The organism is Thermaerobacter subterraneus DSM 13965 (assembly GCF_000183545.2).
Taxonomy (GTDB): domain Bacteria; phylum Bacillota; class Sulfobacillia; order Thermaerobacterales; family Thermaerobacteraceae; genus Thermaerobacter; species Thermaerobacter subterraneus.
This window is the reverse complement of record NZ_JH976535.1, coordinates 2,022,455-2,049,064: the sequence shown is the minus strand read 5'-3', so window position 1 is coordinate 2,049,064 and position 26,610 is coordinate 2,022,455. Positions and strand designations below refer to the sequence as shown.

The following is a 26,610-nucleotide window of genomic DNA, read 5'->3' as shown; positions in this document are numbered from 1 at the left end:
AAACGTATCTCGAGTTTGCGTCCCTGTCCCGTCACTCCCGCAACCGGCCCAGCAGGCGTATCGGGCCTCCCGCCAGCCGCCAGGCGGGCTCCAGCCCGGCGGCGAAGGCGAAGAGGTACTTGGCCAGGTGGGTGGCCAGGGCGATGCGGAAGGCGGCGGCGGGTTCCACCGCGTAGAGCTGGAGCGCCAGGGTCATGTTCGCTTCGTAGGTGCCCAGGCCGCCCGGGGTGATGGCCAGGACCTGGCCGGCCACCGCCACCAGGGTGGCGGTGAGGGCGGCGGCCGGGTCCAGGGGCGCGCCAAGCCCCCGGGCCACCACCACCAGGATCCCCGCCTCCAGGGGCCAGCTGAGGGCCGAGAGCAGCCACGCCAGGGCCAGCCGGCGCCCGGAGACGGCGGCCAGGGCGCCGGCCACCGGTGCCAGGCGGGGCCAGCGCCGGGCCAGGCGCGGCGACAGGCGGGCTCCCGCCGCCAGCCCCACGGGGACGGCGAGACCCAGGGCCACCGCCGGCACGGCGGCCGCCTGGGCGGGCGACAGGAACAGGGCGGCGGCCGCCACCGCCAGCAAGGCGGCCGTGTCCACGGCCCGCGCCTGCACCACCGACACCAGGGCTTCCGCCCGGGGCAGGCCGGCTCGCGCCGCCAGGGCGATGCGGGCGACTTCACCCAGCTTGCCCGGCGCCAGGTGGTTGACCAGGTTGGCCGCCAGGGTGAGGCGCCAGAGCAGCAAGAAGGGCGGCCGGCGGCCCCCCGGCGGCAGGAGCACCTGCCATGCCCAGGCCCGCAGGGCAAAGGCGGCGGCGTACGCGGCCACGGCTGCCAGGGCCGGGGCCGGTTCGTCCCGGAGGAACCGGCCCAGCGTGGCCAGGTCGGCGGGCCGTATCACCCGCGCCGCCACGGCCACCAGCCCGGCCAGCAAGGCCAAGCGCAGGGCCAGGAGCCCGTAGCGGGCGGCGGGCCCGGGCCGGGCGGTGGAGCGGAGGACGGGAACGCGCATGGGGGTCATGACAACCGCATTGTACTACGGATGACGGGGTGCCAGGGGAACGGGCGGGCGCCAGAGGGACCGGGAGGCTACGGGTTCCAAGAGGACCGCCGGCGCCACCCGGTGAACTCTAGGGCGGAACCCATCGGGGTGTGTGATCCCATCCGGTTTGCGAGGCGCGATCGATGACGGGAACGTTCCATATTTACATTTACCGTTCTGGATCGGACGCGCGGGGCGGTGCCGCCTCGGGAGCGCACGCGCGGGGCGGTGCCGGTGCCGCCGGCACCGCCGGCAACGACAGGGGTGGCGCCTGGCCCGCCGGCGTCCCCAGGGGCGCCGCCCGGCCCGCCCAGGACGGCGCGGCCCCCGCAGCCTCCCCGCCCCCCGCCCGGCCGGGCGAGGAGCCCGTGGTGGCGGGCATCGACCTGGGGGGTACCAAGATCGCGCTCGGCCTGGTCGACCGCCAGGGCCAGGTGCTGGCCGGCCGGACGCTCCCCACCGACGCGCCCTCCGGCCCCGCGGCGGCCATGGACCGCATCGCTGCAGCCGTCCGGGACCTGGCGGAAGAGGCCGGCCGCCGGCCGCAGGCGGTGGGGGTGGGCGCGCCCGGTCCCCTGGTGCTGCCCGAAGGCCGGTTCGCGGGCACGCCCAACCTGCCCGGGTGGAACGGGTTCGCCCTGCGGGACCAGCTGGCCGCACGCCTCGGCTTGCCCGTGGCCGTCAACAACGACGCCAACGCCGCGGCCCTGGCCGAAGCCCGGCTGGGTGCCGGCCGCGGGGCGGAGGTCATGGTGTACGTCACCGTCGGCACGGGCATCGGCGGCGGCCTGGTGATCGGCGGGCGCCTGTTCAGCGGCGTCAACGGCAACGGGGTGGAGATCGGCCATACCACCGTCGACCCCGACGGGCCGTCGTGCGGCTGCGGCAACCGGGGCTGCTGGGAGGCCGTGGCCGCCGGGCCCGCCCTGGGGCGTCTCGCCACCGAGCGCCTCGGCCCCCCGCCGGGCCGGCCGGGCGGCCGCTGGACCGCCCGCGAGCTGCTGGACGCGGCGGCCGCGGGTGATGAACGGGCCCGGGCGGTGGCGGAGGAATACGCCCGGCTGCTGGGGATCGGGCTGGCCAGCGCGGTCAACCTGTTCAACCCCGACCGGCTGGTGCTGGGGGGCGGGGTGATGGCCCGCTACCCGTTGCTGGCGCCGGCCATGGAGGCCGAGATGCGTCGCCGGGCCCTGCCGGCCAACCTGGCGGCGGTTACCCTGGTACCCGCGGCCCTGGGCAAGGACGCGGGACTGGTGGGGGCGGCACTGCTGGCCTGGGACCTGCTGGACGAACCGGCGCCCCGGCGCTGACCGCCCTGCACCGGCGGCCCGTGGTCCGCATCCGCAGGGTGCCGCCTGGACGTCCGCTGGCCGGCCGAATGACGCGCCGGCTGAAGCAAGCCCGGAGCGGCGCCTGCGGGGGGAGCCCGCGGCTTTGCCGGCCGCCCGCCCCGCGGACGGTCCGGCCCGCGGCCTGGCCTTCCGGAGCCGGTTGCGGCTTGTACGAGGGTGGCGGAGGGGAGGGGGAAACCGTGGCCCAGTGGTGGCTGCGGCTGGAGGGGTTGCTGCTGGCCGTGGCGGCGGTGACGGCCTACGCTGCCGCCGGCGGCGGCTGGGTGGCCTTTGCCGCGTTCTTCGTCCTGCCCGGGGTGATCGGTGGGATTCCCTTCCGCAGGGCTGCACGGCGCCTGGAGAGGGATGGGGTGCAGGGCTCCGCCCCGGCCCAGGGGGCCCGCGGCCGCCGGCGCCCGGCGGGAGAGGCGCCCGAACCGCTGGTCCCGCGCCGCTGGTTCCTCCTGTACAACGCCGCCCACAGCACGGTGCTGCCGCTGCTCCTGGGCCTTGGGGGATGGTGGCTGGCGGGCCGGGTCTACCTGCCCCTGCTGGGCTGGCTGGCCTACATCGGGCTGAACCGGGCCCTGGGCCGGGGGCTGAAGCTGTACCCCTACCTGCGGTCGACCCACCTGCAGCTGGAAGAGGCGCCCCTCCGGCCGCGCTGGTGAGAGAACGGGGCGCAGCTCAAGGATGGGGCGCATTCCCGCCTGCGCCTGCGGCGCACCCGCCAAGGGCGCAGGCCATCTGGCTGCCCCTCTGGCCGGTCCCCCGGCGGGAACCCGGCCGGGGGTGGTTCGTCTTGTTTGACGAGATGGGACCCCATGCCTGGCCGGCACGCCGCCCTTCGCCAGGCTGGCGGCGCTGAACTGGGGATTGGGGGCGGCCGGCGGGTGGGGGAGGAGGATCGCAACGTTGGACGGCGGCGGCTATGCTGCGGACATCCCCTGGCGGCTGCGCAGCCTGGGATCCCGCCGTTCCCCGCGGCAACCCGGAACCCGCAGCCACTCGGCAGTCGCCCGCTGCCCTGACGGCGCAGGGCTCGGGGCCGGGGAAGGGGATGGCGGCCGGCTCGAAGCCCCCGCCGCACGGGCGGGCGGGCTTCCCGGACGGGCCGTCATGGGGGTGACCTTGGACCCTGGGATCCGAGACGCCGGGGCTCTTGCCGGCGCGGGTTCCCCCTCCCGGACGCCTTTCCGCGAGCCGGAGGTGGATGCCTCCTGGGAGGCCGGCCTGCGGGCGGGCGATCCGGCCGCCCTGCAGCGGCTGGCCGAGCACTGGGCACCCCGCCTGTACCGCTATGCCCTCCGGCTGGGAGCGGATCCCGAAGCCGCCCAGGACCTGGTGCAGGACACCCTGGTGCGGGCGCTGGGCAGCTTCCGCGCCGGGACCATGCCCGCCCGCCTGGGCCCCTGGCTCTACACCATCCTGACGAACCGGCTGCGGGACGACGCCCGCAGCGCCTACCGCCGGCGGGTGGCCCTGGCGGCCGCCTTGCCCGAGGGACCGCCGCCCTGGCACGCCGGATCTTCCCCTGACGGGGCCGCGGTGGACGACCCCGGCTGCGATCCGGCGGAGGTGGTGGCCTGGCGCGCCGGCCACGCGGCCCGGGCCGAGAGGCTGCGGGCGGCCCTTGGCACCCTGCCGGAACCCTGGCGGCAGGTGGTGGTCCTGCGGATCCTGGAGGAACGCCCGGTGGCCGAGGTGGCGGCCATTCTCGGCGTGGCCGAAGGGACCGTCAAGTCCCGCCTGCACCGGGCGCTGAAGAGCCTGCGCCAGGCACTTGAAGAGCTGGACCGGGAGTTGGAACCGGCGGGCGGCCAGGGGGAGGTGACGCGCGATGACGAGCCCTGACGTGGCGGCTCGCCGCAAGGGCGAGCGGCGGGAGCCCCCGGCGGCGAATCGGCCCGCACCGGCTGGGGAAGAACGGCCTGCTGCGCCCAACCCCTCCGCCGCGGCCCCGGCCGGTGCTCCGGACCACGATCCGGCCGCAGGGTCTGATGACCCCCGTCTCGCGGGGGCCACGGCGGCTCCCCAGGGTGCGGCGCAGGCCTGGGAGATGCTCTGGCAGGAAGCGGCGGAAGGGGCCCGCCGGGAGGGGGACGATCCCCTCTCCCCGGCGGAGGTGAAGGCTCTGTGGGCGGACTTCGCAGCCCTGCGGGCCGAGCCCGGACCCGTTCCCCAGGACCTGGTGCCCCGGGTGACCCGGGCCTTGCTGGCGACGGCGGGCGGGCAGGAGGAACCCGAGCCCGTTGCCGCGCTGCCCGCCGGCCCGGTCCCGGCCCGGGCCGGCGGCGGGCCGCTGGACCGGGACACCCTGATCCCGGCCGGTACGGTGCGGCCTCGTATGGTGCAGCTGCTGAGGCTTCTGGCCGCGGAAGCCCGCTGCTTTCCCCTGCCGTTTCTCGCCCTGCAACTGCTTTTGATGGCCGGCGGCCTGCTGCTGCACCTGGTGGCGGTGGAGACGGCCCGGGGGCTCATGCCGGACTGGACCCCGGCGCTCCGTGCGGCAGGGGATGGGGCGGGAGCCCTGGGTCCCGCAAGCCGGCCGGTGCTGGACGGCTGGCGCCTCATCCTGCTCTCCGCCGACAGCCTCGCCCTGGTGGCGCCGTGGCTGGGCACCCTGGTGGCGCTGGCGGCCGTCTGGCCCCGGCGGCAGCGGCTATGGGCCGATCTGGAGACCCTGTCGCCGTTCCCTGCGGCCAGCCGGCTGCTGGCCCGGGCCGGCGTGGCGGGCCTGCTGGCGACCCTGTTCATCCTGGTGGCGGGGTGGATCCAGCCGGCCGCGGTGCAGGCGTTCATGGGCCTGCCGCCCGGGGGTCCCGCCCCAGACACCGTTCCGGCGTGGCCGGCCACCGGGGCGGTCGCCGGTTCGGCGGCCGGGACCCTCGGCGGGACCTTGGTGGTGATCCTGGCCCGGCTGGCGCCCCTCTGGCTGGCGGCGGCGTGGGCCCTGTGGTGGCACATGCGGGCGGGCACCCTGGGCGCCATGCTGGCCTCCGCCGGCCTGTGGACGGCCGTGACCCTGGGGGGCCACTGGCTCGGCCCCTGGAACCCGCTGGCCGCGGGTCCCTTGCCGGCGGTCGCCGTGCAGGCGGCCATGCTCCTGGCGGCGGCCCTGCTGGGGCGGGGGTTGGCCAAGCAGGCGGGCGCCGGGGAGGTGGCCGTATGAATGGGGCTCCTGGCGTGGGGAGATGGACCCCATGGCCCTGACCCTGGCCGGAGTGCGGCGCCTGGCGTGGGAGGAGCTGGTCCTGCCGAGCCGGCAGCCGGTGGCGGTCCCTGACACCGTGCTGGCACCAGGGGTGGTGCTGGTCACAGGGCCGCCGGGGGCGGGCAAGTCGCTGTTGCTCCGGGTGCTGGCGACGCTGGCCGTTCCTCGCCGGGGGCAGGTGCACTACCCCTGGCCGGCTCCCGGCGGGGAGCCGGTTTCCTTTCCCGGGGCAGGACCCGGCGCCCTGGCCGCGGTCCGGGGATGCACCGGATACGTGCCCCAGGAAGGCCGCGTGGCCCGGCGGATGAAGGTGGCCGCCGCCCTGGCCTACCTGGCCGCCCTGCGGGCCGTGCCCGAGCCACGGCAGGCGGTGGCCGCGGCCCTCCGGCGGTGGGGCCTGGACGGTGCGGCCCGCCAGCGCCTGGAGGAGCTTTCGGGTGGCCAGTGGCGCCGCTGGTTGCTGGCCCAGAGCCTGCTGGCGCGCCCGGCCCTCTGGATCCTGGACGAACCCGCCCGTGGCCTGGACCATGACGGCGTGACCCTTTTGCGGGCCGCCCTGGAGGAATACCGGGCGGCGGCCGCCGGCGGGCGGCCGGTGTGGGCGGTGGTGGTCGACAGCGAGGGGCGGCTGGCCGATCTGGCGGACCAGTGCCTGGTCCTGCCGGGGCGGTGAGCGAGGCTCCGCGCCGCCCGTCGCCCGGCGTCGGCAGCCGGAGCAGGGCCCGCGCCGGGGCCACCGGTGCAAACGGCATAAGGAGCAGGAAACAGGGGGGACGGTGGTACCCATACGTCGCAACCAGGCCCGGCGGCGGCCGGGGTGGGGCTGGCTGCGGGCACTCGCCTTTGGGGTGTACCTGGCGGTTCTCCTACGCGTGACGGTATTCAAGTTTCCGGCGCCGCTGTGGCGTAACGGCTTGGACCCTGAATTGCTCGTGGCCCGCTGGCGCTGGTCCGTTAACCTGATTCCTTTCCGTACCATTGCCGGGTATCTGGCCGGCGAGCCGTCGCCCGGGGTAGCAATGCAAAACCTGGCCGGCAATGTGCTGATCTTCGTGCCGTGGGGGCTCCTTTGGGTCTGGTGCTGGCCGCGGCGGGCATCGGCCCGGCTCGTAACCGCCAGCGCCCTGGTCGCCAGCGGCATCCTGGAGACGGCCGAGTTCTTCCTGGGGACTGGGTCGTGGGATGTCGACGATCTACTGCTCAACGTTCTTGGCGCCTTACTGGGCTACGGGGCCGCCCGGGTCGCCCGCCTGGGCTTCAGACGTGCCTGAGCGAGATGGGAAATGGACGCTGGCAGACGCTGAGCAATGCACGCCGGCCGGATCCTCCCGGCCGGCGTGCCGCTGGTAGGGAACGTCCGGCGATCTCGCCCGTCTCTCCGGGTGGAAGCGACGGTGCGGGGAGGATGGAGGATGGACGCGACCCGTCATAAGGCCCCATGGCGCCGGGGCGGTCCCGCGGCGACTGCCACGGCCAGCGCGGGAGAGGAAACGGGCATGCGGCTGCACCTGACCGGTGTCAGCAAGGTCTACGGCCGCCGGAAGGTAGCCCTTGACGGCGTGAACCTGTCCTGGGGACCCGGCGTGCTGGGTCTTCTGGGGCCCAACGGAGCCGGCAAGAGCACCCTGCTGGGCATCCTGGCCACCCTGGTGGAACCCAGCCAGGGGCAGGTCCGCATCGGGCCCTGGACCCTGCCCCGGGACCAGCACGCCGTTCGCCAGCACCTGGGCTACCTCCCGCAGGAAGGCGGCTGGTTCCCCCAGCTGACGGTCTACGAGACCCTGGACTTCGCCGCCATCTTCAAGGGGATCGCCGACTCGGCCGCCCGCCGGCGGGAGATCGAGCACCGGCTCGAGCAAGTGGGACTTCTGGACGTGCGCCATGTCCGGGCCGGCCGCCTCTCGGGCGGCATGCGCCGGCGCCTGGGCATCGCCATGGCCCTGCTGGGGGATCCCTCCCTGATCCTGCTGGACGAACCCACCGCGGGGCTCGACCCCGAGGAGCGCGTCCGCTTCCGCCAGCTCCTGGGCGGCCTGGGCCCCGAGCGGCTGGTCATCTTCTCCACCCATGTGGTGGAGGACATCGCCGCCACCTGCGAGGAGGTGGCCGTCATCGCCGGCGGGCGGCTGCGCTGGCTGGGACCGCCCCAGGACCTGGCCGCCTGTGCCGCGGGCCTGGTCTGGGAAGTGGAAGGGAGTGCGCCCCAAGGGGCCGTGGTGGTCTCGTCCCGCCGGGAGGGGGGCACTGCCCTGCTGCGGGTACTGGCGTGGCACGAGCCCCCGGGAGCACGCCCCGCCGAACCCCGGGTGGAAGACGGCTACGTGGCCCTGCTGCGGGGCCTGGCGGCCGGTCGCCGGGGGGTCCCGGGGGACCCGGCCGGGGCGCCGCCGCCGCAACGGGTGACCGGTTCGGAAGCGCCGGATGCGGAGGAACCGGCGAGGACGGCGGGGGGCGACTCCGCCGGTGGGGCCACGGGGAGCCGTGGCGCCGGTTCGCCCTCCGGCGGGAAGGAGGTCAGGCCGTGAGCTGGCTCGCTTCCTTCCGGACGGCGGCCCGCTTCACCTGGACCCGGGTGCGGCGCAGCTGGTGGTTGCCGGCCGCCGCGGCCGGCGGCCTGGCCACGGGCCTGGTGACCGTGACCCAGACCGTGGCGGAGACCGGAGCCGGCGTCCTCCAGCAGGCGGCCCAGTTCCTCGCCTTCCTCCAGGTGGGGGTCATGGTGCTGGCGGGGCTGGCGGCCGATCCCGAGCGGGATGAGGACAGCGCCGCGGTGCTGTGGTCCTGGCCGGTGGACAAGGCGGCCCTGGTCCTGGGCAAGTTCGCCGGGACGGCACCCCTGGCTCTGCTGGCGGCCCTGGGGGCGGTGGTGCCGCCGGCAGTGCGGATGGCCATACTGGCCCGGTCGGCCGGACTACCATGGGGTTACGTGCTCGCCGAGTGGGGCCTGCTGACGCTGTGGATCGTTTCGGGAGCGCTGTGGGCCGGTGTCCTCGGCGGCGCGTTGGGGCTGGGCTTGCGGGGTCTGCCGCTGTTCGCGGCGATCCTGGCCACGTGGCTGGCGGGCCTTGTGGGACCATATGTCTTCCAATCTCTCGTCAGACCCTTCATCCCCGTGGCGTGGCTTCTACAGTGGACCGGCTCGGGGATGCTCCCTGGGGATTGGCAGGACGTCGCGTTGGCGGCCCTCGCCGAAGACGTGCCCCTGTTTGTCGCCCATCGGGTGCTGTACCTGGCGGCGGCCGGGGTCGTGGTGGTGACCCTGGCCCTGGCCTACCGCCGGGGCCGTTGGGTCAAGACACGGGTGCGATGGGGCTTGCGAATGACCGCAGCCGCCCTTGTGCTGCTCACCCTGGCATCGTCGGCAGGCTTCGTCGCCACCTTGTATGCCCAGGCGGACGCCGCCCGTGCTGAGCTGCTGCACTACGCCCGGAACGGGGTTGCTTCCCTTTATGCTGGTCCTGAGCCGGATCCGGCGCCCCCGTTCGCCATCAGCCGCTACGAACTCGACGTCGACGCCCGCCGGGCGCCGGAGGTCGTCGTCCATGCCCGGCTCCGCCTGGAGAACCGCGGCCGCGAGGCCGTGGAAGATCCCGTCCTCACCCTTCGCCACGTCTTCACCGTGACCCGGCTCGAGGTGATGGCGCCGGGCGGCGATGCCGTCCGCTGGTCCCAGGAAGGCGATGTCATCCGCATCCAAGACCTGGTCTTGCCACCCCGCGGGGCGGCGACGGTCGCCCTGTCCTACCGGGGACGGGTCGACCAGTGGTTGTTGCCCTTCGAATACCCGCCGGTGCGGACGGCGGGCATGACCATCGCGCCGCCACCCATGCGAGGTGCCCAGGTGGGGCCCGCCAGCCTCAGCCTGCCGCCGTCCTATGGCTGGTACCCGTTGCCGGGAGCGGTGACCTTGGCTCGGGTCCTTGCCACCCGTGCTGATCCGGACGGCGGCGGTCAAGAGGTCTGGTGGTTTGGCGAAGGTCCGGACAGGACCTCCGCCGGCGCCATCCGGTGGGCGGGCGTCGCCGCGCCCCGGCCGCCGTACGTCCCGGAGAGCTTGCGGGCATCGTTCCAGGTGACGGTTCGCCATGCGGGTCGGTATCCCGTGCTGTCGAATCTGCAGACCGTGGAGAGGCCCTGGGGACCGGTGACCGTGATGCGAGGCACCACGGCCTTCCTGGAACTGGTAGGTGGGCACCTGGTGCAAGCGAACGACTCTAGCGCGGAAATCTGGTACTCCCCTGAGGACTTGGGGAGCCGCGACGATGCCCTGCGGTGGGCCCGCGACCTGGTCGAGGCCTACCGCTGGGTCGGCCGGACCGTCCGACCCCGGGTGGTCACGCTGCCCCCTGGTCGCGGCGACGCCCATTGGGTCCACCTCGATCCGGACACCGGCACGGTCATCGAGCGTGGCTCCAACATCTTGGTTCCGCAACAGGTGGCGCAAGCCGTGCTCTACGGACGCCGGGAGGTGGCAGGCGACGCCGAGGGGTGCCTGCTCGCCGTTCTCGCCGATGTGGTGGGTGCGTCCTCAGGTCGGACGCCGGCAGGCCCGCCGTTTCCGACCCCCGGCGGCGACGCGCCGACCGCCCCGGGGGCCGGGGGGGCGCCGCCGCAGGGACCCTGTGAGAATCTGCCCGACGGACCGCGGTACGAAGAGGTGCAGCGCTGGCTCCTCGGCACCCCCCGTTCTGAGGTGACGGCCCGGTTGAGCCGACTGCGTGAGATGGCCGCCCAGCGGCCCCTGACGGCTGCTGACCTGAGGGAGGTCCTGGGGCGATGAGCGCCGGTCTGGTGCGATTGCACCTCCGTTTGGCGCGACCAGGCCTGGCGGTCACCGCGGTGTTGGGCTTGGCGTTCGTCCCGGTGTTGGTGTGGCCCGAGCGGCTGATGGGCCACCCCCTGGCGCTGCACACCCTGTTGCGGCTCGTCGAGGAGTTCCTGGTCCTGGCCGTCCTGCCCGTGACCGTGTCCCTGTGGGCGGACGTGGAGGGGCGGCGGCCGGGACTCTGGCGGGCGCTGCCGTTTCGCCGGACGGTGGTCGTGCTAGAGCGGATCGGCTTGGCGCTGGCGACCTACCTCCTGGTCGCCCTCGGGATGACCACCGTGGCCGTTCTCCGGCTGGCCCCAGCCGGGGGAGCCCCCTGGGGGACCGGCCTACGGGCGGTGGGCCTCGCGCTGCCCGCCGCGGCCTGGCTCGTCGCTCTGGCAGCCTTGGTGGCCGTGCTCGTCCGGACCCCGGTGGCCGGCGCCGGGGCGGCCGTGGCCTGGTGGGCGCTGGAGGCCGTCACCCGCGGCGACCTCACCGGGTCGCTCTACCTCTTCGCGGCCAGTGGCGGCTTGCGCGCGGCCGGGGTCGATCCCGCTGCCATCGTGGAAGCCCTGGCCCTGGGACAGCCGCTGCCGCCCGCCTTGGTCGCGAACCGCTGGGCGCTGGTGGGCCTGGCTGGCCTGGCGGCGCTGGCGACGGCCGAACGCTACCGGAGGAACGAGCGGTTCCTCCGTCAAGGATGACGCGATGACGCGGGGCCTTGCGAGCTACGGAGGCACGTCCGCGAATGCCGCGCTGTCGAAAGATCGATTCCTGACGCCGACGAACATTCGCAAAATCCCCGCGACGCCGCCTTGCCTGGCCGGGGCGCCTGTGCTAGAATCCCGCCCAAACCTGAACGATGGTCGAGGCGCCGTTGAAGGGGCTAGTACCCTGCTGACGCTGCCGCCAGAGAGCCGGCGGATGGTGCGAGCCGGTGGGGCGGGCAGGGGAATCCACCCCGGAGGTGGCCCCGAGGGTCCGCCCGGACCGGAAGGGGCCCGGCCGGCCGCCGTTAACGGCCTGAAGCGGGCTTCACCCCGGTAGAGCCGCCGTGGGTTTGGTTCCGTACTCCCGCGGGACGGGAACCTCCGCGCGACGCCGCGAGGCGCTGCTGCTGGTGGGCGTGCGACGGAGGGCCAGCGGACGCGGGGGAGCCGGCGCGCCGCCGGCGGGCAATCGGGGTGAGGTCAAGCGGGGTGGCACCGCGGGTGAGAACCCGTCCCGGAGGGGACGGGTTCTTTTGTTTTCGTGGACCCCATGGGGCCTTGCCCGGTGCATGGCCATCGGTCAGGAGCAGCCAGACCCCCTGGAGGAGGGAGCCGCCATGCAGCAGCCGCTGGAGATCGGACCCGGCGTCGCCGGCCGTCACGGTGCAGCGGCCGGATCGCCCCTGGCAGCCGGTGCGGGCAGGGGCGCGGGTTCGGGTATCCACCCCGAGACCCCAATTGCCCAGGGAGCCGGCATGGCACCGGGTCCTGGGTTTGACGCCGCCTCCCCGTCCGGTCCGGGATCCGGCACCCCCCTGGGAACCGCCCAGGCGCCGGCACCCGGGGCGCCGGCGCGCCCGGAGCCGGTGTTCCTGTCGCCGGGCCCCACCGCCGTGCCCCAGGAGGTGCGGGCGGCCTGTGCCCGCCAGGTGGTGCTGCACCGCAGTGCCGAGTTCGACCGGGTCAGCGCCGCCGTGCGGGAAGGACTGCGGCGGCTGTTCCGCACCAGCGGCCGCGTGGTGGTGTTCCCCTGCTCGGGGACGGGGGCGTTGGAGGCGGCGGTGGTCAACACCCTGTCGCCGGGCGACCGGGTGCTGGCGGTGGTGATGGGCCTCTTCGGCGATCGCTTTGCCGCCGTCGCCGAAGCCTACGGCCTGGAGGTCGACCGCCTGGAGGTGCCCTGGGGCCAGATCCCCCGGACCGAACAGGTGCTGGAGCGGCTGGAGGCCGCGGGTCGCGGGGCGGGCCGGCCGTACCGGGCCGTGTTCCTCACCCACTCGGAGACCTCCACCGGGGCGCTCCTGCCGCTGGAGCAGCTGGTGCCCGCCATCCGCCGGGCGGCGCCCGAGGCGCTGGTGCTGGTCGACATGGTGAGCTCCTTTGCCGCGGTCCCCGTGGCCATGGACGCGTGGGGCATCGACGTGGCGGTGACGGGGTCCCAGAAGGCGCTGATGACGCCGCCCGGCCTGGGCATCGTGGCCCTGGGGCCCCGGGCCCTGGAGGCGGTGGAACAGGCCCGGCTGCCCCGGTTCACCTGGGACGTGCGGCCCTACCTGGCGGGCGAGGGCGACTTCCCCTACACCCCGGCGGTGACCCTCTGGTTCGGGCTGCAGGCGGCCCTGGAGCGGATCGCCGCCGAAGGGGAGGAGAACGTCTACCGCCGGCACCGGCTGCTCTCCGCCATGGTGCGGGCGGGGGTGCGGGCCCTGGGGCTGGAGCCCCTGGCCCGGGACGAGGAGGCCTCTCCCACGGTGACGGCGGTGCCGCTGCCCGCCGGGGTGCGGCCCGGAGAGGTGATCCGCCGCCTGGCGGACGACCACGGCGTGGTGGTGGTCAGCGCCCAGGGACCCCTCAAGGACCGGGCCTTCCGCATCGGCCACATGGGTGCCCTGGAGCCGGCCGACATCCTGGCGGCCATGACGGCCCTGGACGCCGTGCTGGGGCCCATGCTGGCGGAAGCCGGCCGGCCGGTGCCGCCCGGTGCCGCGGCGGCCGCCGCCCGGGCGGCCTGGGCCCAGGTTGCGGGGGAGGAGGGGGGCGCATGAACCCGAGGCCCAGGGTGGTGGTGGCCGATCCCTTGCCCCGGGACGGCCTGACCCTGCTGGAAGAGCACTGCCATCTCATCGACGCCGCGGGGGCGAACCTCGAGACCCTGAAGCGGGATCTCCTGCCCGCCGCCGACGCCCTGATCGTGCGCAGCCGGGTCAAGGTGACCGCGGACCTCATCGCCGCGGCGCCCCGGCTGCGGGTGATCGGCCGGGCGGGGGTGGGGGTCGACAACATCGACCTGGAGGCGGCCACCGAGCGGGGCATCGTGGTGGTCAACGTGGCCGACGGCAACACCGTGGCCGTCGCCGAGCACGTCTTCGCCCTGCTGCTTGCCCTGGTCCGGCGGCTCGTGCCGGCCGCCGCCTCCCTGCGCCAGGGGCGCTGGGAGAGGAACCGGTTCGTCGGGGAGGAACTGCGCGGCAAGGTGATGGGGCTGGTGGGCTTCGGGCGCATCGGCCAGGAGGTGGCCCAGCGGGCCCGGGCCTTCGGCATGGTCGTGCTGGCCTATGATCCCTACGTGCCCGAGGCCCGCATCCGGGAGCTGGGCGCCGAGCCCGTCTCCCTGGACGACCTCTTGGCCCGGGCCGACGTGGTCAGCGTCCACACGCCCCTCACCCCGGCCACCCGCCACCTCATCGATGCCGAGGCCCTGGCCCGCATGCGCCCGGGGGCCTATCTCATCCACACCGCCCGCGGCGGCATCGTGGACGAACAGGCCCTCTACCAGGCCCTGACCGAGGGCCGCCTGGCAGGGGCGGGGCTGGATGTGTTCGCCACCGAGCCGCCGGGGGAAAGCCCCCTGCTGGAGCTGCCCAACGTGGTGGCCACGCCCCACCTGGGCGGTTCGACCCGGGAAGCCCAGGCCTACAATGCCCGGGCCATCGCCGAGCAGGTGCTGCGCGCCCTGCAGGGCCAGCCGGTGCGGGGCGCCGTCAACCTGCCGCCCCTGTCGGATCAGGACTGGCACGCGGCCGGGCCCCTGGCGCCGGTGGCGGAGCTGGTGGGCCTGGTCTACCGCGAGGGGCTGGGCGGCCCGCTGGAGGATTTGGAGCTGCGGGTGGCGGCCCGGGACCTGCCCTCGGAGCGGGGCTTCGAGCTGCTGGCGGGGGCCGTTCTCAAGGGCCTGCTGGCCGGGGTGGTGGACGGCCCGGTGAACGCCGTCAACGCCGCGGTGCTGGCGGCCCGGCGCGGCATCACCCTGCGCTGGCGCAGCGAGCGCCACCCCGACCTGCCGGTCCCGGTGGTGGAACTGGCCGGCGGCCGGGGGCCGCGGCGGGCGGTGGCCGGGAGCCTGAGCCCCGAAGGGCTGCCGCGGCTGGTCCACCTGGACGGGCTGCCCCTGGACATGGTGCCGGCGCCCCGGCTGCTGCTCACACGGCATCACGACCGGCCGGGCATGATCGGCAAGGTGGGCGGCCTGCTGGGCATGGGGGAGATCAACATCGCGGCCATGCAGGTGGCCCGGCGGCAGGTGCGGGGCGAGGCCATCATGGTCCTGGCCCTGGACGATCCTTTGCCCCCGTCCCTGCTGGCGGAGATCCGCCGGTTGCCCGGTATGGAGGAGGCGCGGCTGGTGCATGTGCCGGTGACGTTGCTGCAGCCCGCATCCCGTTGGCTTTCGAGCGAGGGGGCGGACGGGGGTGTCAAGGGCGGATCCGGCCGCGACGAGCCCAATGCCCCGCCGGTCCCCGGAGCCGCATTGGCCCAGGTGTGGAGGGAGCGGGCGGGTTGATCCCACCCTCCGGGCATGGCTGGCCTTGGCGCGCAGGACCGAGGGCGCCGGCCGATGGCGGTCGGGCCGCTTTCGCCATCGTTTCGCGGCCAAGGGCTTGCCCTGCCCCGGAGCAGGGGGACGTTCGGTCCACGCGGGACTTACCGGAATAGGGGAATCACGTAGTTGGCCAGAAAATAGAGCACGGCCAGCAGCATGATGATCCAGGCCCCGTACTTAATGGCCGTGGCGCCGGCCCCGTTGCCGGCGCCTTGCTTGTGGTCTTCCACCCTTAGCCACCTCGCCGTCGCGGAAACCCCAAACCGCGCCCCTCGCGGGCGGTGCCTTCGCCGCCTTTCGAAAAACGCCTTCCGAAAGAAAAGGATGCCATTTGGCCCCGCCCTTCATCCGGGATGGTCTCCGTCCGCCCGGGCCGCCGGCGCCCGGCGGCGCCACCCGGATCCGTCCAGGGACGCGGGCTCCGCTTATCGGCCCCGGAACACCGGGGGCCGCCGCTCGACGAAGGAGCGCATCCCCTCCCGGCGGTCGTCGGTGGGGACGCAGGCGGCGTAGAGCTCCAGTTCCCGCCGCCGGCCCTCTTCCCACCCCAGGGACCGGGTGGCGCGAATGGCCTGCTTGACCTGGCGGACGCTGATGGGGGCGTTGGCCGCAATCACCCCGGCCAGCTCCAGGGCCCGCGGCACCACCCGCTCGGGTTCGGTCACCTCGGTGACCAGGCCGATCTGCCGGGCCGTCTCCACGTCGATGATCTCCCCGGTCATGATCAGCCGGCTGGCCCAGGCTTCGCCCACGACCCGGGGCAGGATCTGGGTGGCGCCGCCGCCCGGCATGATGCCCCGGGTGACCTCGGGAAGGCCGAAGCGGGCGTCGGCCGCCGCGACGATGAAGTCGCAGTTCAGGGCGATCTCGAACCCGCCGGCCAGGCAGTACCCCCTCACCGCCGCGATGACCGGCACGGGCGTCTCCGACACCGCCCGGAACATCCGCTGGAAGACGTGGTGCTGGGCGAACCAGGCCTGTTCGTCCAGGGTGGCGCGCTCCTTGAGGTCGGCACCGGTGCAGAAGGCCCGGTCGCCGGCGCCGCAGAGCACCACCGCCCGCAAGCCTTCCTCCCGGCGCAGGTCTTCGAAGCAGGCCGCCACGGCTTCCGCCATGGCGGTGTTGAAGGCGTTGAGCCGGTCCGGGCGGTTCAGCCGCACCAGGGCGACCTCGGGCTGGGGCCACTCCAGCTGGACCAGGGTGTGATCCACGGCGGTCCACCTCCGTAGGCCGAAAGTTCCATGGACCCGGGCGGCGCCCCTGCCGGCGTCCCCCGGCGGATCCCGTCCCGTCCCGTCCCTCCCTTGGAGCCCGAGGAGAGGTGGAACCGGTGCCCCGGCGGCCTCACTCCGCTGTTCCCGCGGCCGCGGCCCCGCCCCGGCTCCGGCGCAGGGCCCGCAGCAGCCGGCGGCGGGCAGCGAAGGCGGCGCGGAAGGCCCAGTAGCGGGCGGGGGCGTAGACCCGCTCGAACTCGCCGACGTACTCCACCAGCTCGGCGCCAAAACCCTTCTTGAACCGGTAGAGGCCGTAGTGGGGGTCGGAGGGGTCCAGGTTGCCGGACACGCCGCGGAAGTCGTAGATGCGGCACCCCTCGGCGATGGCCCACTGGATGGCCGCCCACTGGGCGGCGTGGCTGGGCATCACCTTGCGGGCCTCGTAATCGGTCCCGCCGTAGAGGTACCAGACCGTATCGCCGCAGCGGAAGACCATGATTCCCGCCACGGGCCGGCCCTGGTGTTCGGCCAGGAAGATGCGGCCATGGCCCGGAACCAGCAGGTGGCGCCAGAGCGCCTCGTAGTAGGAGAAGGCGCGGACGGCAAAGCGCTGCCGGGCCGCCGTCAGCTGCAGCAGCCGGTAGAAGGCGGCCAGGTCCTGCTCGTCCCGGGCGGCCCGGGCCGTCACCCCCTGGCGGGCGGCGTAGCGGATGTTGTACCGCGTCTTGGACTCGAAGCGGGCCAGGGTCTCTTCCGGGGTCGGCGCCAGTTCCAGGCGCATGACGAAGCGCGGCTGCAGGGCCTCGAAGGCCGTGGCCTCCGTCCCGCGGCGAAAGCCCAGGCGGGTCAGGAGCTCGACCGCATCGCGCCGTCCGGCGGGGATGTCGGGGTCGACCCGCAGGACGAAGGCCCGGTGCCGGCGGGCCTCCTCGGCGGCCGCGGCCAGCAGCGACCGGACCGTCTCCTGGTCGGTATAGTCCACGGCGGGTCCCGTGGGGGCGTAGAACACCGTCCCCAGCCCGGGCAGGCGCCGGGCCAGCACCGTCATGGCACCGGTGACCCGGCCGCCCCGGGTGGCCAGGAAGCGCAAAGGTTCCCAACCGGTGGCCCGCTTGACCTCGCCCCAGCCCCAGAGCTGCATGAAGTGGGGCTTCCCGGACCCGGCCACCGCTCGGTCGTAGGCCTCCCGGTCCTGGGGGCCGGCGCGGACCACCTTCAGGCTGGCTGTCTGGTTCATCCCATCGTCTCCTCGTCCGGATGCGCCGGGCCGCCGGCCACAGGAGGGGCCAACGCAGCTTCCGGGCTTGCCGCTCCTGCCCCGGGGCTCGCCGCCCCCGTCACCGGCCGGAGTTCCTGCCCGTCCCCGGCACCGGCGGGAGCCTCGGCCGCCGCCGGTGCGTCCCCGCCGGCCATTCCACCCGGCCCGGCCGTTGCGGTCCCGGCCGCGACGCATTCCAGCACCTGGCGCTGGGGCCAGGCCACGGCCACGGGACGCCCGCCGCGCAGGTACACCACCGGCAGGTGGGCGGGCGCCGTCAGCCGGCTGACCAGCAGCTCCACCTCCTGGCCGGGGGCGAGGGGGAGACCCGTGGCGTCGAACAGGCAGTGGTTCATCATGAACTCGCCGCGCAAGGGCACCTCCCGGTGCCCGGCGCGAACCCGCGGGCCGGGGGGTGCGGTGCTGGCGCCCAGCACCTGGCGGGCCCCCAGGGCGCCCAGCAGCCGGCGGCCCAGGATCACCATGCGGTCGCCCCAGTGGCGGGCTTCCCGGGCGGGGCGCAGGCCGTCGGCCAGCCCCACCGGCAACACCGCGACGGGGGTCCCCGGCCGGGCCCACCCGCCGCGGTAGCCGGGGGTCATGTCGCCGGCCCGGTGGACCGCCCATACGCGCACCACCAGCCGCGACGGGGGCCGCACGGCCAGGCCCGCCCGCCGGGCCGCCCGCGGCGCGTAACCGTAGAGCAGGTTGCCCACCCGGACCATGTCCAGCTGGGCGTAAGGGGCCAGGACCAGCAGGTGGCTCTCGGCACAGTGCACCAGGGGCGGCCGGAGGCCGCGTTCTTCCAGGTCCCGGACCAGCCGCAGGAACCGGTCCAGCAGGCGCAGGGCCAGGCGGGGCCGGGCGGCCGTGGGCAGGTGGGTGTAAAGCCCCTCGATCCGTACGCCCGGAAGGGAGGCGGCGCCCGCCACGAGGGGCGCCACCTGGCCGGGCGCCAGCCCGCCGCGGCCCAGGCCCATGTCCACCTCCAGGTGGACCGCCAGGGGGCGGCCCACTCCCAGCGCAACAGCCCGCTGGGACAGGGCGTGCAGGGTCGCGGCGTCATGGACCGTGGCCTGCAGGCCTTCCCGCAGCCAGAAGTCCAGCAGCGGTGGCTCCGGCGGCTGAAAGACCAGGATGGGCGCCGTGATGCCGGACCGCCGCAGGCGCAGGGCGCTTTCCAGGGTAGCGGTGCCCAGGGCGTCGGCGCCGGCGGCCGCGAAGGTGCGGGCGGCCATCTCCGCGCCCACGCCGTACCCGTCGCCCTTCACCACGGCCAGGAGGCGTGTCCCGGGCCGGAGGAACCGCCGCACGGCGGCCAGATTGGCGGCCAGCACGTCCAGGTCGACTTCGATGCGCGCCCGGGCCAGGGTCGCCGCCAGTTCGTCCGGCCAGGTGGCCAGCGTGTCCGTCGCAGACAGGCTGGCGATACCCTTGCCGTCGGAACCGGCGGGTCCGGCGGCAGGCCCCTGGCCGTCGCCGCTGGCCTGGAGATGGTGCTCCACCGTCAACGCCCTTTCCTGCTGCCGCCCGGCCGGCGGCTGCCGGCCGGGCGGGATCCCGCCGCCTCCCGCCGGGCCGCGGCTGGCCCACGAGCGCCAGGGGACCTTGCCCGGGGCCGCAGGGTTGCCTTGTGGTTCGCGTCCGGCGGGGCGGGATCCTGTCACCGGCGGTTGTGGCTTTCGTCGGCGGCGGCTTTTCATCAAAAGGCTTCCTGGGGGGCCGGCCTTCCATTCCCGCTTTCCCGTTGCCCTGCGGAATCCGGCGACCTGCATGGGGCCGCCCCCGTCGCCTTCGCCGGGATCTGGCAGGCTTTGACCGGGCCGCCGCCGAACCGCAACATATCCAAAAAAAGCACCATGGCCCCGGACAGGCAAGACCCCGCCTCCGGCCACCCCTCCGCACCGATCCGGCCGGGTCCGGGCCCATGGTGTCGCCGGGGCCGGCGGGGCTCGGGGCCGGCCCCGGCTGCGGGCAGGAAAGGAGAAGGGATATGCCAGAGACGCCGGTGCAGGATGCCACGAGAGGAGTGACCGCAACGGGCCGGGCGACCGGCCTGGTGCCGCCGGACGCGCCGCCGGCCTACCATCGCCTGCTGGAGCGGCTGGGGCAGGTGAGCGATCTTCACGCGGCGACCACCCTGCTGAACTGGGACGAGGAGGTCAACATGCCGCCCGGCGGAGCGGCGGCCCGGGCCGAACAGAAGGCGACCCTGAACCGGCTGGCCCACGAGGCCTTTACGGCTCCCGAGGTGGGGCAGTGGCTGGACGAGCTGGCCGGGTGGGAAGCCCAGCTGGACCCGGAGAGCGACGCCGCCGCCCTCCTGCGGGTCACCCGCCGGGACTACGAGCGGGCGCGCCGGGTTCCTCCGGACCTGGTGGCGGAACTGGCCCGGGCGTCGTCCCAGGGGTACCAGGCCTGGGTGGAGGCCCGCTCCCAGCAGCGGTTCGCCGTCTTTGCCCCGGCCCTGGCCCGGCTGCTTGAGCTGCGCCGCCAGATGGCCGACGCCCTGGGCTACCCCGAAGAGCGGTACGACGCCCTTCTGGAGGGCCACGAGCCGGGCATGCGCACGCGGCAGGTGCGGGAGCTCTTCGCCCGCCTCAAGGAAGGCCTGGTCCCGCTGGTCCAGGCTATCGCCGAGCGGCAGGACCGGGTGCGGGACGACTTCCTCCATGGCGATTACCCCGACGCCGCCCAGTGGGAGATCACCCTGGAGGCCCTGGAGGCCATCGGCTTCGATTTCCAGCGGGGACGCCAGGACCGGTCCATCCACCCTTTCACCGCGCCCCTGGCCACCGGCGACGTGCGGCTGACCACCCGCATCAACCCCCGCGTCTTCGGGCCGGCATTCTTCAGCAGCCTGCACGAGGGCGGCCACGGCTTGTACGAGCAGGGCTTCCCCGCCGCCTGGCACCGGACCCCCCTGGCCGACGGCGCCTCCTCGGCGGTGCACGAGTCCCAGAGCCGGCTGTGGGAGAACGTGATCGGGCGTTCCCGGGAGTTCTGGCGTTTCTTCTTCCCGCGGGTCCAGGCCCGTTTCCCGCAGCAGCTGGCCGGCGTGGACGCCGAGGCGATGTACCGGGCGGTCAACCGCTCGCGCCCGTCGCTGATCCGGGTGGACGCCGACGAGGTTACCTATAATCTTCACATCATGCTGCGGTTCGAGCTGGAGCTGGCCCTCCTGTCGGGCGACCTGCCCGTGGACGACCTGCCCGGCGCCTGGCGGGAGAAGACCCGGGCCTACCTGGGCATCGAACCGGCGCACGACGTGGAGGGCGTGCTGCAGGACATCCACTGGTCCTGGGGCGGCTTCGGCTATTTCCCCAGCTATGCCCTGGGCAACCTGATCGCCCTGCAGCTCTGGGAGGCGGCCCTGCGGGACGAACCCGGCCTGCCGGAAGAGATCGCCCGCGGGCGGCTGGGCGGCGTCCTGCAATGGATGCGGCAGCACGTGCACCGGCACGGCGCCCGGTACGAGCCTCTGGAACTGGTGCGCCGGGTCACGGGTGCCGAGCTCAGCGAGCAGCCCTTCCTGCGCTACATCCGCCGCAAGTACGGAGAGCTCTACGGGCTCTGATGACGGGCTCTGATTCGGGGGAGGTGGAACCGTGGCCATCGTAGCCGTCAGCATCGCTCCCGTGGGGGAGGGGGTGAGCGTCAGCCCCTGGGTGGCCAGGGCCCTTGAGGTGCTGGCCGGCCAGGACCGGGTGCGTTACCAGGTGGGGCCCATGTTCACCACCCTGGAGGGCGACCTGGACGAGATCCTGCGCCTGATCCGGGCCATGCACGAGGCCATGTTCGAGGGCGGGGCCCGGCGGGTGTCCACGGTGATCAAGATCGACGACCGCCGGGACCGGGCCCAGACCATGGCAGACAAGGTGGCGGCCGTGGAGCGGCGGCTGGCTGCGACCCAGGGTGAAGGGGCTCCGGGCGCCGGGGCCCGCCCGTCGTGAAGGACCGGCGGCGCCACCCGGGCCACCCGGGGGCGGCAGGGGGCGCCGGGATACCGGCGGCGGCCCGCCCGGCCGGCCTGTCCGGAACACCCGGACCCGCGGCGCGGGGGGCAGGACCCGCGGGGGCCGAGACCGGACCGGCCGCGGCCGGCAGGGGTGCGGCCTCCGCCGGTACCCAGGTGGGCGCCACCCACAAGGGGCTCATCCTGGCGGCCCTCATGCTGGCCATGTTCATGGCGGCCATCGAGGGGACCATCGTGGCCACGGCGATCCCGTCCATCGTGGCGGACCTGGGGGGCTTCGCCCGGTTCAGCTGGGTCTTCTCGGCCTTTCTTCTGACGTCGGCGGCGTCGGTGCCCATCTACGGCAAGCTGGCCGACCTGTACGGCCGCAAGCCCGTGTTCCTGGCCGGCGCCGGCCTGTTCCTCCTGGGTTCGGCCCTGTGCGGCACGGCCAGCACCATCGGGCAGCTGGTGGCCTACCGGGCCCTGCAGGGGCTGGGCGCCGGGGCGGTGCAGCCCATCACCATGACCATCGTCGGCGACCTCTACCGGCTGGAAGAACGGGCGCGCATCCAGGGCTACCTGTCCAGCGTGTGGGGCGTCTCGGCGGTGGTGGGGCCGGCGGCCGGCGGCCTGCTGGTCCAGTATGCCGGCTGGCCGTGGGTGTTCTACATCAACCTGCCCATCGGCCTGCTGGCCTGCCTGGGCCTGGCGCTGTTCCTGCACGAGCCGCCGCGCCACGGCCGGGTGGCCGTCGACCTGGCCGGTTCCTTCTGGATGGTGGTGGCCGTCTCGGCCCTGCTGGTCCAGCTGGTGGAGGGAGGCAGCGCCTGGCCCTGGCTCTCGGGAACCACGGCGGCCCTGCTGGCCCTGGCGCTCGGCGCGGGCTGGATGTTCGTCCGCCAGGAGCGGCGGGCGCCCGAGCCCCTGCTGCCCCTGGAACTGCTGGGCCGGCCCGTCATCCGGGCGGGGAACCTGGGCGGGCTGGTGGGCGGGATCATCCTGGTGGGGCTGTCGTCCACCGTCCCCACCTTCGTGCAGGGGGTCCTGGGACGCTCGCCCGTGGTGGCGGGCTTTGCCGTGGCCACCCTGTCCATCGGCTGGCCTCTGGCGAGCACCATCTCCGGCCGGCTGATGATGCGCTGGGGCTTCCGCGCCACCGCCGTGACGGGATCCCTGTTCGGCATCGCCGGTATGCTGGTGCTGTGGCTGACCGGCCCCGACGGGTCGCCGCTGCAGGTGGCCGCCGGCTGTTTCCTGGTGGGCGTCAGCATGGGGCTGGCCATGACGACCTACATCGTGTCGATCCAGGAGTCGGTGCCCCGACATGAGCGGGGCGTGGCCACGGGATCCCAGGCCTTCGCCCGCATGCTGGGCAGCGCCGTGGGCGCCGCCCTGCTGGGCGGGGTGATCAACACCCGGCTGGAAGGCGCCCTGCTGGCCGCAGGCCAGCCCGGCCTGGCCCGCCTGGGGGCCGATGCCGGCAACTGGCTGCTGGATCCCCAGCGGCGGGCCGCCCTGGATCCCGCTGCCCTGGAGGCGCTGCGCCAGGCCCTGGCCGGCGCCTTCCGGGCGGCCATGACGGTGGTGCTGGGCCTGGCGGTGCTGGTCCTGCCCATCACCCGCACCCTGCCCCGGGGGGTCGAACCGGCCGCGGCCGGCCGCTCCCCGGCGGGCGGCCGGTGACGGCGGCGGTCGCCGCTGAAGGGCCAGGGGGCCGGGACACCCGGGTGTCCCGGCCCCCTGGCCCTTGAAGGAGCGCCCTCTGGCGCGGAGGCCGTCAACCGCAGCACCCCGAGCCGCCCGAGCCGCCCTGGCCTCCGCTCCCGCCGGCGGCCGGCCCGGAGTTGCCTCCGAACAGGAGCTGGGGCTGGCACTGGGCGAACAGGCCGATCAGCACGATCCGGTTCAGGCTGGGCTGCATCACGTCGGCGCTGAGCTCGGCGGTGACGATCAGGTCGTTGAAGGGCGCCAGCTGCTGGCCCGGCGGCACCGCCAGGGAGCCGGCCCAGACCCGCGGCGTCAGCAGCGGGTTCGTCCGGACCAGGGGGACCTTGACGGTGCGGCCGTTGGGCGCCACGCCCCGCAGCCAGGCCACGAAGGTGTTGCCGCCGAAGGTGGTCGGCGCCGGCAGGTCGATGGTGCCGATCAGCACGTTGGCGCCCGCCGCGGCCGACTGGAAGATGCGGGCCACCCCGCCGGCCTCCGGTCCCCGGGGCACGTTGGCCGTGCGGAAGAGCAGCATGCAGCACTCCACCGTGGGCACCTGGGGCGGGCCGCCCACCGGCACGCAGATCTGCTGGCCGGGGAAGATCAGGCTGGGGTTGGGGATCTGCGGGTTGGCCGCGATCAGCGCCTGCAGGCTCACCCCGAACCGCTGGGCGATGAGGAACAGGGTGTCGCCGGGCTGCACCGTGTAGATGAACCCGTTGGGGCACGGCGGCGGCGGGGGCAGGGTCACCCCCGTGGGTACGCAGATCTGCTGGCCGGGGAAGATCAGGCTGGGGTTGGGGATCTGCGGGTTGGCCGCGATCAGCGCCTGCAGCGTCACCCCGAACCGCTGGGCGATGAGGAACAGGGTGTCGCCGGGCTGCACCGTGTAGATGAACCCGTTGGGGCACGCGGGCGGAGGCGGCAGCTGCGGGGCCATGGGGCCGCCGGCCGCCCCGGCGGCCACCTCCTCGCTGGCCGCCGCCTGCTCCGTCACGCCGGCCGGTTCACCGGGGCCGCCGGCGGCAATCTGCGCTGCGCGGGTTTCTTCCGGGGTGTCCGGTTCGACCCCGGCACCGCCCGTGGGTCGAGCATCGTCATGGGCCATCGGTGTTCCACCTCCCACGGCGATGTATGCCGGCCGCGGGGGGCAGGTCCCGGGCGGGGACCGAGCTTGGGCCTTCGCACAGGCAATCGGGCGCGGAACCCATGGCGCGGGCGCGTCCGGGACCGGGTGCCGCCCTTGCGGCCCGGGGGCCGTTGACAGATCGCGCCGGCGGCGTCATGGTAGGGATAACAAACGCTGCATCGCCACGTGGTGTGCCTTTCCTTTGGGGCAGGGTGAGGTGCCGGCCCTGGTGCCGGCACCAATTCCCGACCGGCAGTGATGGGGCGGCCCGGGTGCGGGCCAGCCCACGAGCCTGCCAGCCTCGGCGGTTGATCCGGTGAGAATCCGGAGCCGACGGTATAGTCCGAACGGGCAGAGGTGGCGCACCCGGGCGTTGCGGGCGCGGTACGGCTGGCTCCCAGGTGGCCGCCCAGCGGCGAAAGACCGGCCAGCCCCCGGCGGCCTGCGGAGTCTCCGTCCGGCCGCGGCGGCCTGCCAGGTCCCTGGCCGCTGCCCGACCGCTGGCCGGGATCCGCCCGCCGGCCCTCCGCCCGGCACCGCCCGTCCAGGCAAGGGTCCCCCGTACCCTTGCGGGAAACCTCTGCCCGGCGCCCATCCTCCCGATGGCGCCGGGTTCTTTTTTCAGAACGGCCCCGCGGGCGATGCCGGCGGCATGGTGGGAGGTGGAGCCGGTGGCCAGCGACCAGCTGGTGGGAGAGGTCCGGGAACCCGTCCGGGCCCGGGCAGGGACGGAGCCGGTCGCGACGGGGGAGGAACCCGGCCGGGACTCCGGCCGGCCCCTGCGGGGCACCTGGGCCCTGAAGACGGGCCTGGCCCGCATGCTCAAGGGCGGCGTGATCATGGACGTCACCACCCCCGAGCAGGCTCGCATCGCCGAGGAGGCCGGGGCGGTGGCGGTGATGGCCTTGGAGCGCGTGCCGGCCGACATCCGGGCGGCGGGCGGGGTGGCCCGCATGGCGGACCCGGACCGGATCCGGGCCATCATGGAGGCGGTGACCATTCCCGTGATGGCCAAGTGCCGGATCGGGCATTTTGTCGAGGCGCAGATCCTGGAGGCCCTGGGGGTCGACTTCATCGACGAGAGCGAGGTGCTGACCCCCGCCGACGACCGCTTCCATATCGACAAGCATGCCTTCACGGTGCCCTTCGTCTGCGGGGCCCGCGATCTGGGCGAGGCGCTGCGCCGCATCGCCGAGGGGGCGGCCATGATCCGCACCAAGGGCGAGCCCGGCACGGGCGACGTGGCCGAGGCCGTGCGCCATATGCGGCGCATGAACGAGCAGATCCGCCAGGCCTGCGCCGCGGGGGACGAGGAACTGGTCGTCCTGGCCCGGGATCTGGGGGTGCCGCTGGAGCTTCTGCAGGAAGTGCGGCGCCTGGGCCGCCTGCCGGTGGTGAACTTCGCGGCGGGCGGCATCGCCACCCCGGCCGACGCCGCCCTGATGATGCAGCTGGGCGCCGACGGGGTGTTCGTCGGGTCGGGGATCTTCAAGTCGGAGAACCCCGCCGCCCGGGCCCGGGCCATCGTGGAGGCCGTAGCCCACTACGACGATCCCGCCTGGCTGGCCCGGATCTCGGGCGGCCTGGGGGAGGCCATGGCCGGGGTGGCGGCGGCCAGCCTGGCGGCAGACCAGCGGATGCAGCAGCGCAGCGCCTGACGGCGGTGCCGGAGCGACGGAAAGGGGAGGGGCGAGGTGGCGTTCGGGACAGGCGGTGGCGACGCCGGCGGCCGGGGGCACGGTGCCGGGGAGGACCGGCCCCGCGTCGGTGTCCTGGCCCTGCAGGGCGATGTCAGCGAGCACCTGGACTACTTCCGGCGGGCCGGCGCCGCGGTGCGGCCCGTGCGGGTGCCCCTGGACCTGGAGGGGCTCGAGGGGCTGGTTCTTCCGGGAGGGGAGAGCACGGCCATCGGCCGGCTGATGGAGCGGGCCGGGCTCCTGGCTGCCGTGGCGGAACGCAGCCGGCGCGGCGACCTGGCCCTGTTCGGCACCTGCGCAGGCCTGATCCTGCTGGCCCGGCAGGTGGAGGGAGGCCAGCCGCCCCGGCTGGGCCTGCTGGACCTGGCCGTGGTGCGCAACGGCTACGGCCGCCAGGTGGACAGCTTCGAGGCGGACCTGGAGGTACCCGCCCTGGGCGATGCCCCCGTGCGGGCCCTGTTCATCCGGGCACCGGTGGTGGAGTCCACCGGCGCCGGGGTGGAGGTCCTGGCCCGCTTTCGGGGCCGGCCCGTGCTGGTACGGCAGGGGCGCTGCATGGCCAGCACCTTCCACCCGGAGCTGGGTGAGGATCTGCGGGTGGCCCGGCTCTTCCTCTCGCTGCTGGCGGCATAAGCGGCGGCGGGACAGGCCGGAGTTGACGAGCGGGCAAAAAGAGGTCGACGCGGCCGGCGGGCCTGCCTGGGATGGGGCAGGCCCGCCGGGTTTCCCGCGGCCCCT

Annotated in this window: 22 protein-coding genes; 16 read left to right on the top strand and 6 right to left on the bottom strand. The window is 74.5% G+C overall.

Translation table 11 applies throughout. The annotated features are described in order from the left end of the window. Positions 1 to 31: 31 nt before the first annotated feature. On the bottom strand, positions 32 to 1,006 hold the full coding sequence (locus tag THESUDRAFT_RS08330) for a lysylphosphatidylglycerol synthase transmembrane domain-containing protein (RefSeq protein WP_083855392.1): 975 nt from the start codon (positions 1,004 to 1,006) through the stop codon (positions 32 to 34). A gap of 164 nt (positions 1,007 to 1,170) precedes the next feature. Between THESUDRAFT_RS08330 and THESUDRAFT_RS08325 the strand changes: the two genes are divergently transcribed. From THESUDRAFT_RS08325 to serA, 11 genes are all read left to right on the top strand, one after another. Continuing rightward, complete coding sequence (locus THESUDRAFT_RS08325; RefSeq protein ID WP_006904335.1) at positions 1,171 to 2,337, top strand: ROK family protein; 1,167 nt, start codon at positions 1,171 to 1,173, stop codon at positions 2,335 to 2,337. A gap of 221 nt (positions 2,338 to 2,558) precedes the next feature. Then, complete coding sequence (locus tag THESUDRAFT_RS08320) at positions 2,559 to 3,029, top strand: DUF4260 family protein (RefSeq protein WP_006904334.1); 471 nt, start codon at positions 2,559 to 2,561, stop codon at positions 3,027 to 3,029. A gap of 244 nt (positions 3,030 to 3,273) precedes the next feature. After that, positions 3,274 to 4,212 (top strand): RNA polymerase sigma factor, encoded by a 939-nt coding sequence (locus THESUDRAFT_RS15080; RefSeq protein WP_006904332.1) that lies wholly within the window; start codon positions 3,274 to 3,276, stop codon positions 4,210 to 4,212. Further along, complete coding sequence (locus THESUDRAFT_RS08310; protein ID WP_006904331.1) at positions 4,199 to 5,530, top strand: hypothetical protein; 1,332 nt, start codon at positions 4,199 to 4,201, stop codon at positions 5,528 to 5,530. Before THESUDRAFT_RS15080 ends, THESUDRAFT_RS08310 begins: the two co-directional genes overlap by 14 nt. 31 nt (positions 5,531 to 5,561) lie before the next feature. Continuing rightward, a complete protein-coding gene (locus tag THESUDRAFT_RS08305; RefSeq protein ID WP_006904330.1) occupies positions 5,562 to 6,245 on the top strand; it encodes an ATP-binding cassette domain-containing protein in 684 nt (227 codons plus the stop codon). Between the two features lie 103 nt (positions 6,246 to 6,348). After that, complete coding sequence (locus tag THESUDRAFT_RS08300) at positions 6,349 to 6,843, top strand: VanZ family protein (RefSeq protein ID WP_006904329.1); 495 nt, start codon at positions 6,349 to 6,351, stop codon at positions 6,841 to 6,843. 141 nt (positions 6,844 to 6,984) lie between these two features. Continuing rightward, positions 6,985 to 8,097 carry an ABC transporter ATP-binding protein gene (locus THESUDRAFT_RS15075; RefSeq protein WP_006904328.1) on the top strand — a complete coding sequence of 371 codons (1,113 nt, stop codon included), beginning with the start codon at positions 6,985 to 6,987 and terminating at the stop codon, positions 8,095 to 8,097. Then, complete coding sequence (locus THESUDRAFT_RS08290) at positions 8,094 to 10,352, top strand: hypothetical protein (protein WP_006904327.1); 2,259 nt, start codon at positions 8,094 to 8,096, stop codon at positions 10,350 to 10,352. Before THESUDRAFT_RS15075 ends, THESUDRAFT_RS08290 begins: the two co-directional genes overlap by 4 nt. Before the next feature lie 59 nt (positions 10,353 to 10,411). Further along, entirely contained in the window at positions 10,412 to 11,083 is a 672-nt protein-coding gene (locus THESUDRAFT_RS08285) for a hypothetical protein (RefSeq protein WP_242823293.1), read from the top strand. A gap of 623 nt (positions 11,084 to 11,706) precedes the next feature. Further along, complete coding sequence (locus THESUDRAFT_RS08280; protein WP_006904325.1) at positions 11,707 to 13,134, top strand: pyridoxal-phosphate-dependent aminotransferase family protein; 1,428 nt, start codon at positions 11,707 to 11,709, stop codon at positions 13,132 to 13,134. After that, positions 13,131 to 14,870: a phosphoglycerate dehydrogenase gene (gene serA, locus THESUDRAFT_RS08275; protein WP_006904324.1), complete on the top strand. Its 1,740-nt coding sequence runs from the start codon at positions 13,131 to 13,133 to the stop codon at positions 14,868 to 14,870. The genes THESUDRAFT_RS08280 and serA overlap by 4 nt, the downstream gene beginning before the upstream one ends. A 140-nt stretch (positions 14,871 to 15,010) precedes the next feature. On the opposite strand, the gene THESUDRAFT_RS15070 is transcribed toward serA, so the two are convergent. From THESUDRAFT_RS15070 to THESUDRAFT_RS08260, 4 genes are all read right to left on the bottom strand, one after another. Continuing rightward, positions 15,011 to 15,139, bottom strand: a complete 129-nt coding sequence (locus THESUDRAFT_RS15070) for a hypothetical protein (protein ID WP_006904323.1) — start codon at positions 15,137 to 15,139, stop codon at positions 15,011 to 15,013. A 195-nt stretch (positions 15,140 to 15,334) separates the two neighbouring features. Continuing rightward, positions 15,335 to 16,120, bottom strand: coding sequence for an enoyl-CoA hydratase/isomerase family protein (locus THESUDRAFT_RS08270; protein ID WP_006904322.1), 786 nt, complete (start codon positions 16,118 to 16,120; stop codon positions 15,335 to 15,337). Positions 16,121 to 16,253: 133 nt separating this feature from the next. Beyond that, the gene (locus THESUDRAFT_RS08265; RefSeq protein WP_006904321.1) at positions 16,254 to 17,360 is read right to left on the bottom strand and encodes a lipid II:glycine glycyltransferase FemX; all 1,107 of its coding nucleotides are present in this window, start codon (positions 17,358 to 17,360) and stop codon (positions 16,254 to 16,256) included. Then, the gene (locus THESUDRAFT_RS08260) at positions 17,357 to 18,886 is read right to left on the bottom strand and encodes an alanine racemase (protein ID WP_242823380.1); all 1,530 of its coding nucleotides are present in this window, start codon (positions 18,884 to 18,886) and stop codon (positions 17,357 to 17,359) included. The genes THESUDRAFT_RS08265 and THESUDRAFT_RS08260 overlap by 4 nt, the downstream gene beginning before the upstream one ends. Positions 18,887 to 19,410: 524 nt before the next feature. On the opposite strand from THESUDRAFT_RS08260, the gene THESUDRAFT_RS08255 reads away from it, so the two are divergent. From THESUDRAFT_RS08255 to THESUDRAFT_RS08245, 3 genes are read left to right on the top strand one after another with little or no spacing between them, the layout of a single operon-like run. Next, entirely contained in the window at positions 19,411 to 20,958 is a 1,548-nt protein-coding gene (locus tag THESUDRAFT_RS08255) for a carboxypeptidase M32 (RefSeq protein WP_242823292.1), read from the top strand. A gap of 31 nt (positions 20,959 to 20,989) precedes the next feature. Beyond that, positions 20,990 to 21,334 (top strand): MTH1187 family thiamine-binding protein, encoded by a 345-nt coding sequence (locus THESUDRAFT_RS08250; RefSeq protein ID WP_006904318.1) that lies wholly within the window; start codon positions 20,990 to 20,992, stop codon positions 21,332 to 21,334. After that, positions 21,331 to 23,022: an MDR family MFS transporter gene (locus tag THESUDRAFT_RS08245; RefSeq protein WP_006904317.1), complete on the top strand. Its 1,692-nt coding sequence runs from the start codon at positions 21,331 to 21,333 to the stop codon at positions 23,020 to 23,022. The genes THESUDRAFT_RS08250 and THESUDRAFT_RS08245 overlap by 4 nt, the downstream gene beginning before the upstream one ends. A 94-nt stretch (positions 23,023 to 23,116) precedes the next feature. On the opposite strand, the gene safA is transcribed toward THESUDRAFT_RS08245, so the two are convergent. After that, a complete protein-coding gene (gene safA, locus THESUDRAFT_RS13935; protein ID WP_006904316.1) occupies positions 23,117 to 24,154 on the bottom strand; it encodes a SafA/ExsA family spore coat assembly protein in 1,038 nt (345 codons plus the stop codon). An 839-nt stretch (positions 24,155 to 24,993) separates the two neighbouring features. On the opposite strand from safA, the gene pdxS reads away from it, so the two are divergent. Both pdxS and pdxT read left to right on the top strand, forming a co-directional pair. Beyond that, the gene (gene pdxS, locus THESUDRAFT_RS08235; RefSeq protein WP_051009321.1) at positions 24,994 to 25,833 is read left to right on the top strand and encodes a pyridoxal 5'-phosphate synthase lyase subunit PdxS; all 840 of its coding nucleotides are present in this window, start codon (positions 24,994 to 24,996) and stop codon (positions 25,831 to 25,833) included. Between the two features lie 36 nt (positions 25,834 to 25,869). Continuing rightward, a complete protein-coding gene (gene pdxT / locus THESUDRAFT_RS08230; protein WP_006904314.1) occupies positions 25,870 to 26,505 on the top strand; it encodes a pyridoxal 5'-phosphate synthase glutaminase subunit PdxT in 636 nt (211 codons plus the stop codon). Positions 26,506 to 26,610: the final 105 nt, after the last annotated feature.

Coding starts and splice junctions, on each gene's coding strand:
- serA (WP_006904324.1), top strand. CDS start 13,131: ATGAACCCGAGGCCCAGGGTGGTGGTGGCCGATCCCTTGCCCCGGGAC.
- THESUDRAFT_RS08280 (WP_006904325.1), top strand. CDS start 11,707: ATGCAGCAGCCGCTGGAGATCGGACCCGGCGTCGCCGGCCGTCACGGT.
- THESUDRAFT_RS08310 (WP_006904331.1), top strand. CDS start 4,199: ATGACGAGCCCTGACGTGGCGGCTCGCCGCAAGGGCGAGCGGCGGGAG.
- THESUDRAFT_RS08330 (WP_083855392.1), bottom strand. CDS start 1,006: ATGACCCCCATGCGCGTTCCCGTCCTCCGCTCCACCGCCCGGCCCGGG.
- THESUDRAFT_RS08305 (WP_006904330.1), top strand. CDS start 5,562: ATGGCCCTGACCCTGGCCGGAGTGCGGCGCCTGGCGTGGGAGGAGCTG.
- THESUDRAFT_RS15075 (WP_006904328.1), top strand. CDS start 6,985: ATGGACGCGACCCGTCATAAGGCCCCATGGCGCCGGGGCGGTCCCGCG.
- pdxS (WP_051009321.1), top strand. CDS start 24,994: ATGCTCAAGGGCGGCGTGATCATGGACGTCACCACCCCCGAGCAGGCT.
- THESUDRAFT_RS08325 (WP_006904335.1), top strand. CDS start 1,171: ATGACGGGAACGTTCCATATTTACATTTACCGTTCTGGATCGGACGCG.
- THESUDRAFT_RS08265 (WP_006904321.1), bottom strand. CDS start 17,360: ATGAACCAGACAGCCAGCCTGAAGGTGGTCCGCGCCGGCCCCCAGGAC.
- safA (WP_006904316.1), bottom strand. CDS start 24,154: ATGGCCCATGACGATGCTCGACCCACGGGCGGTGCCGGGGTCGAACCG.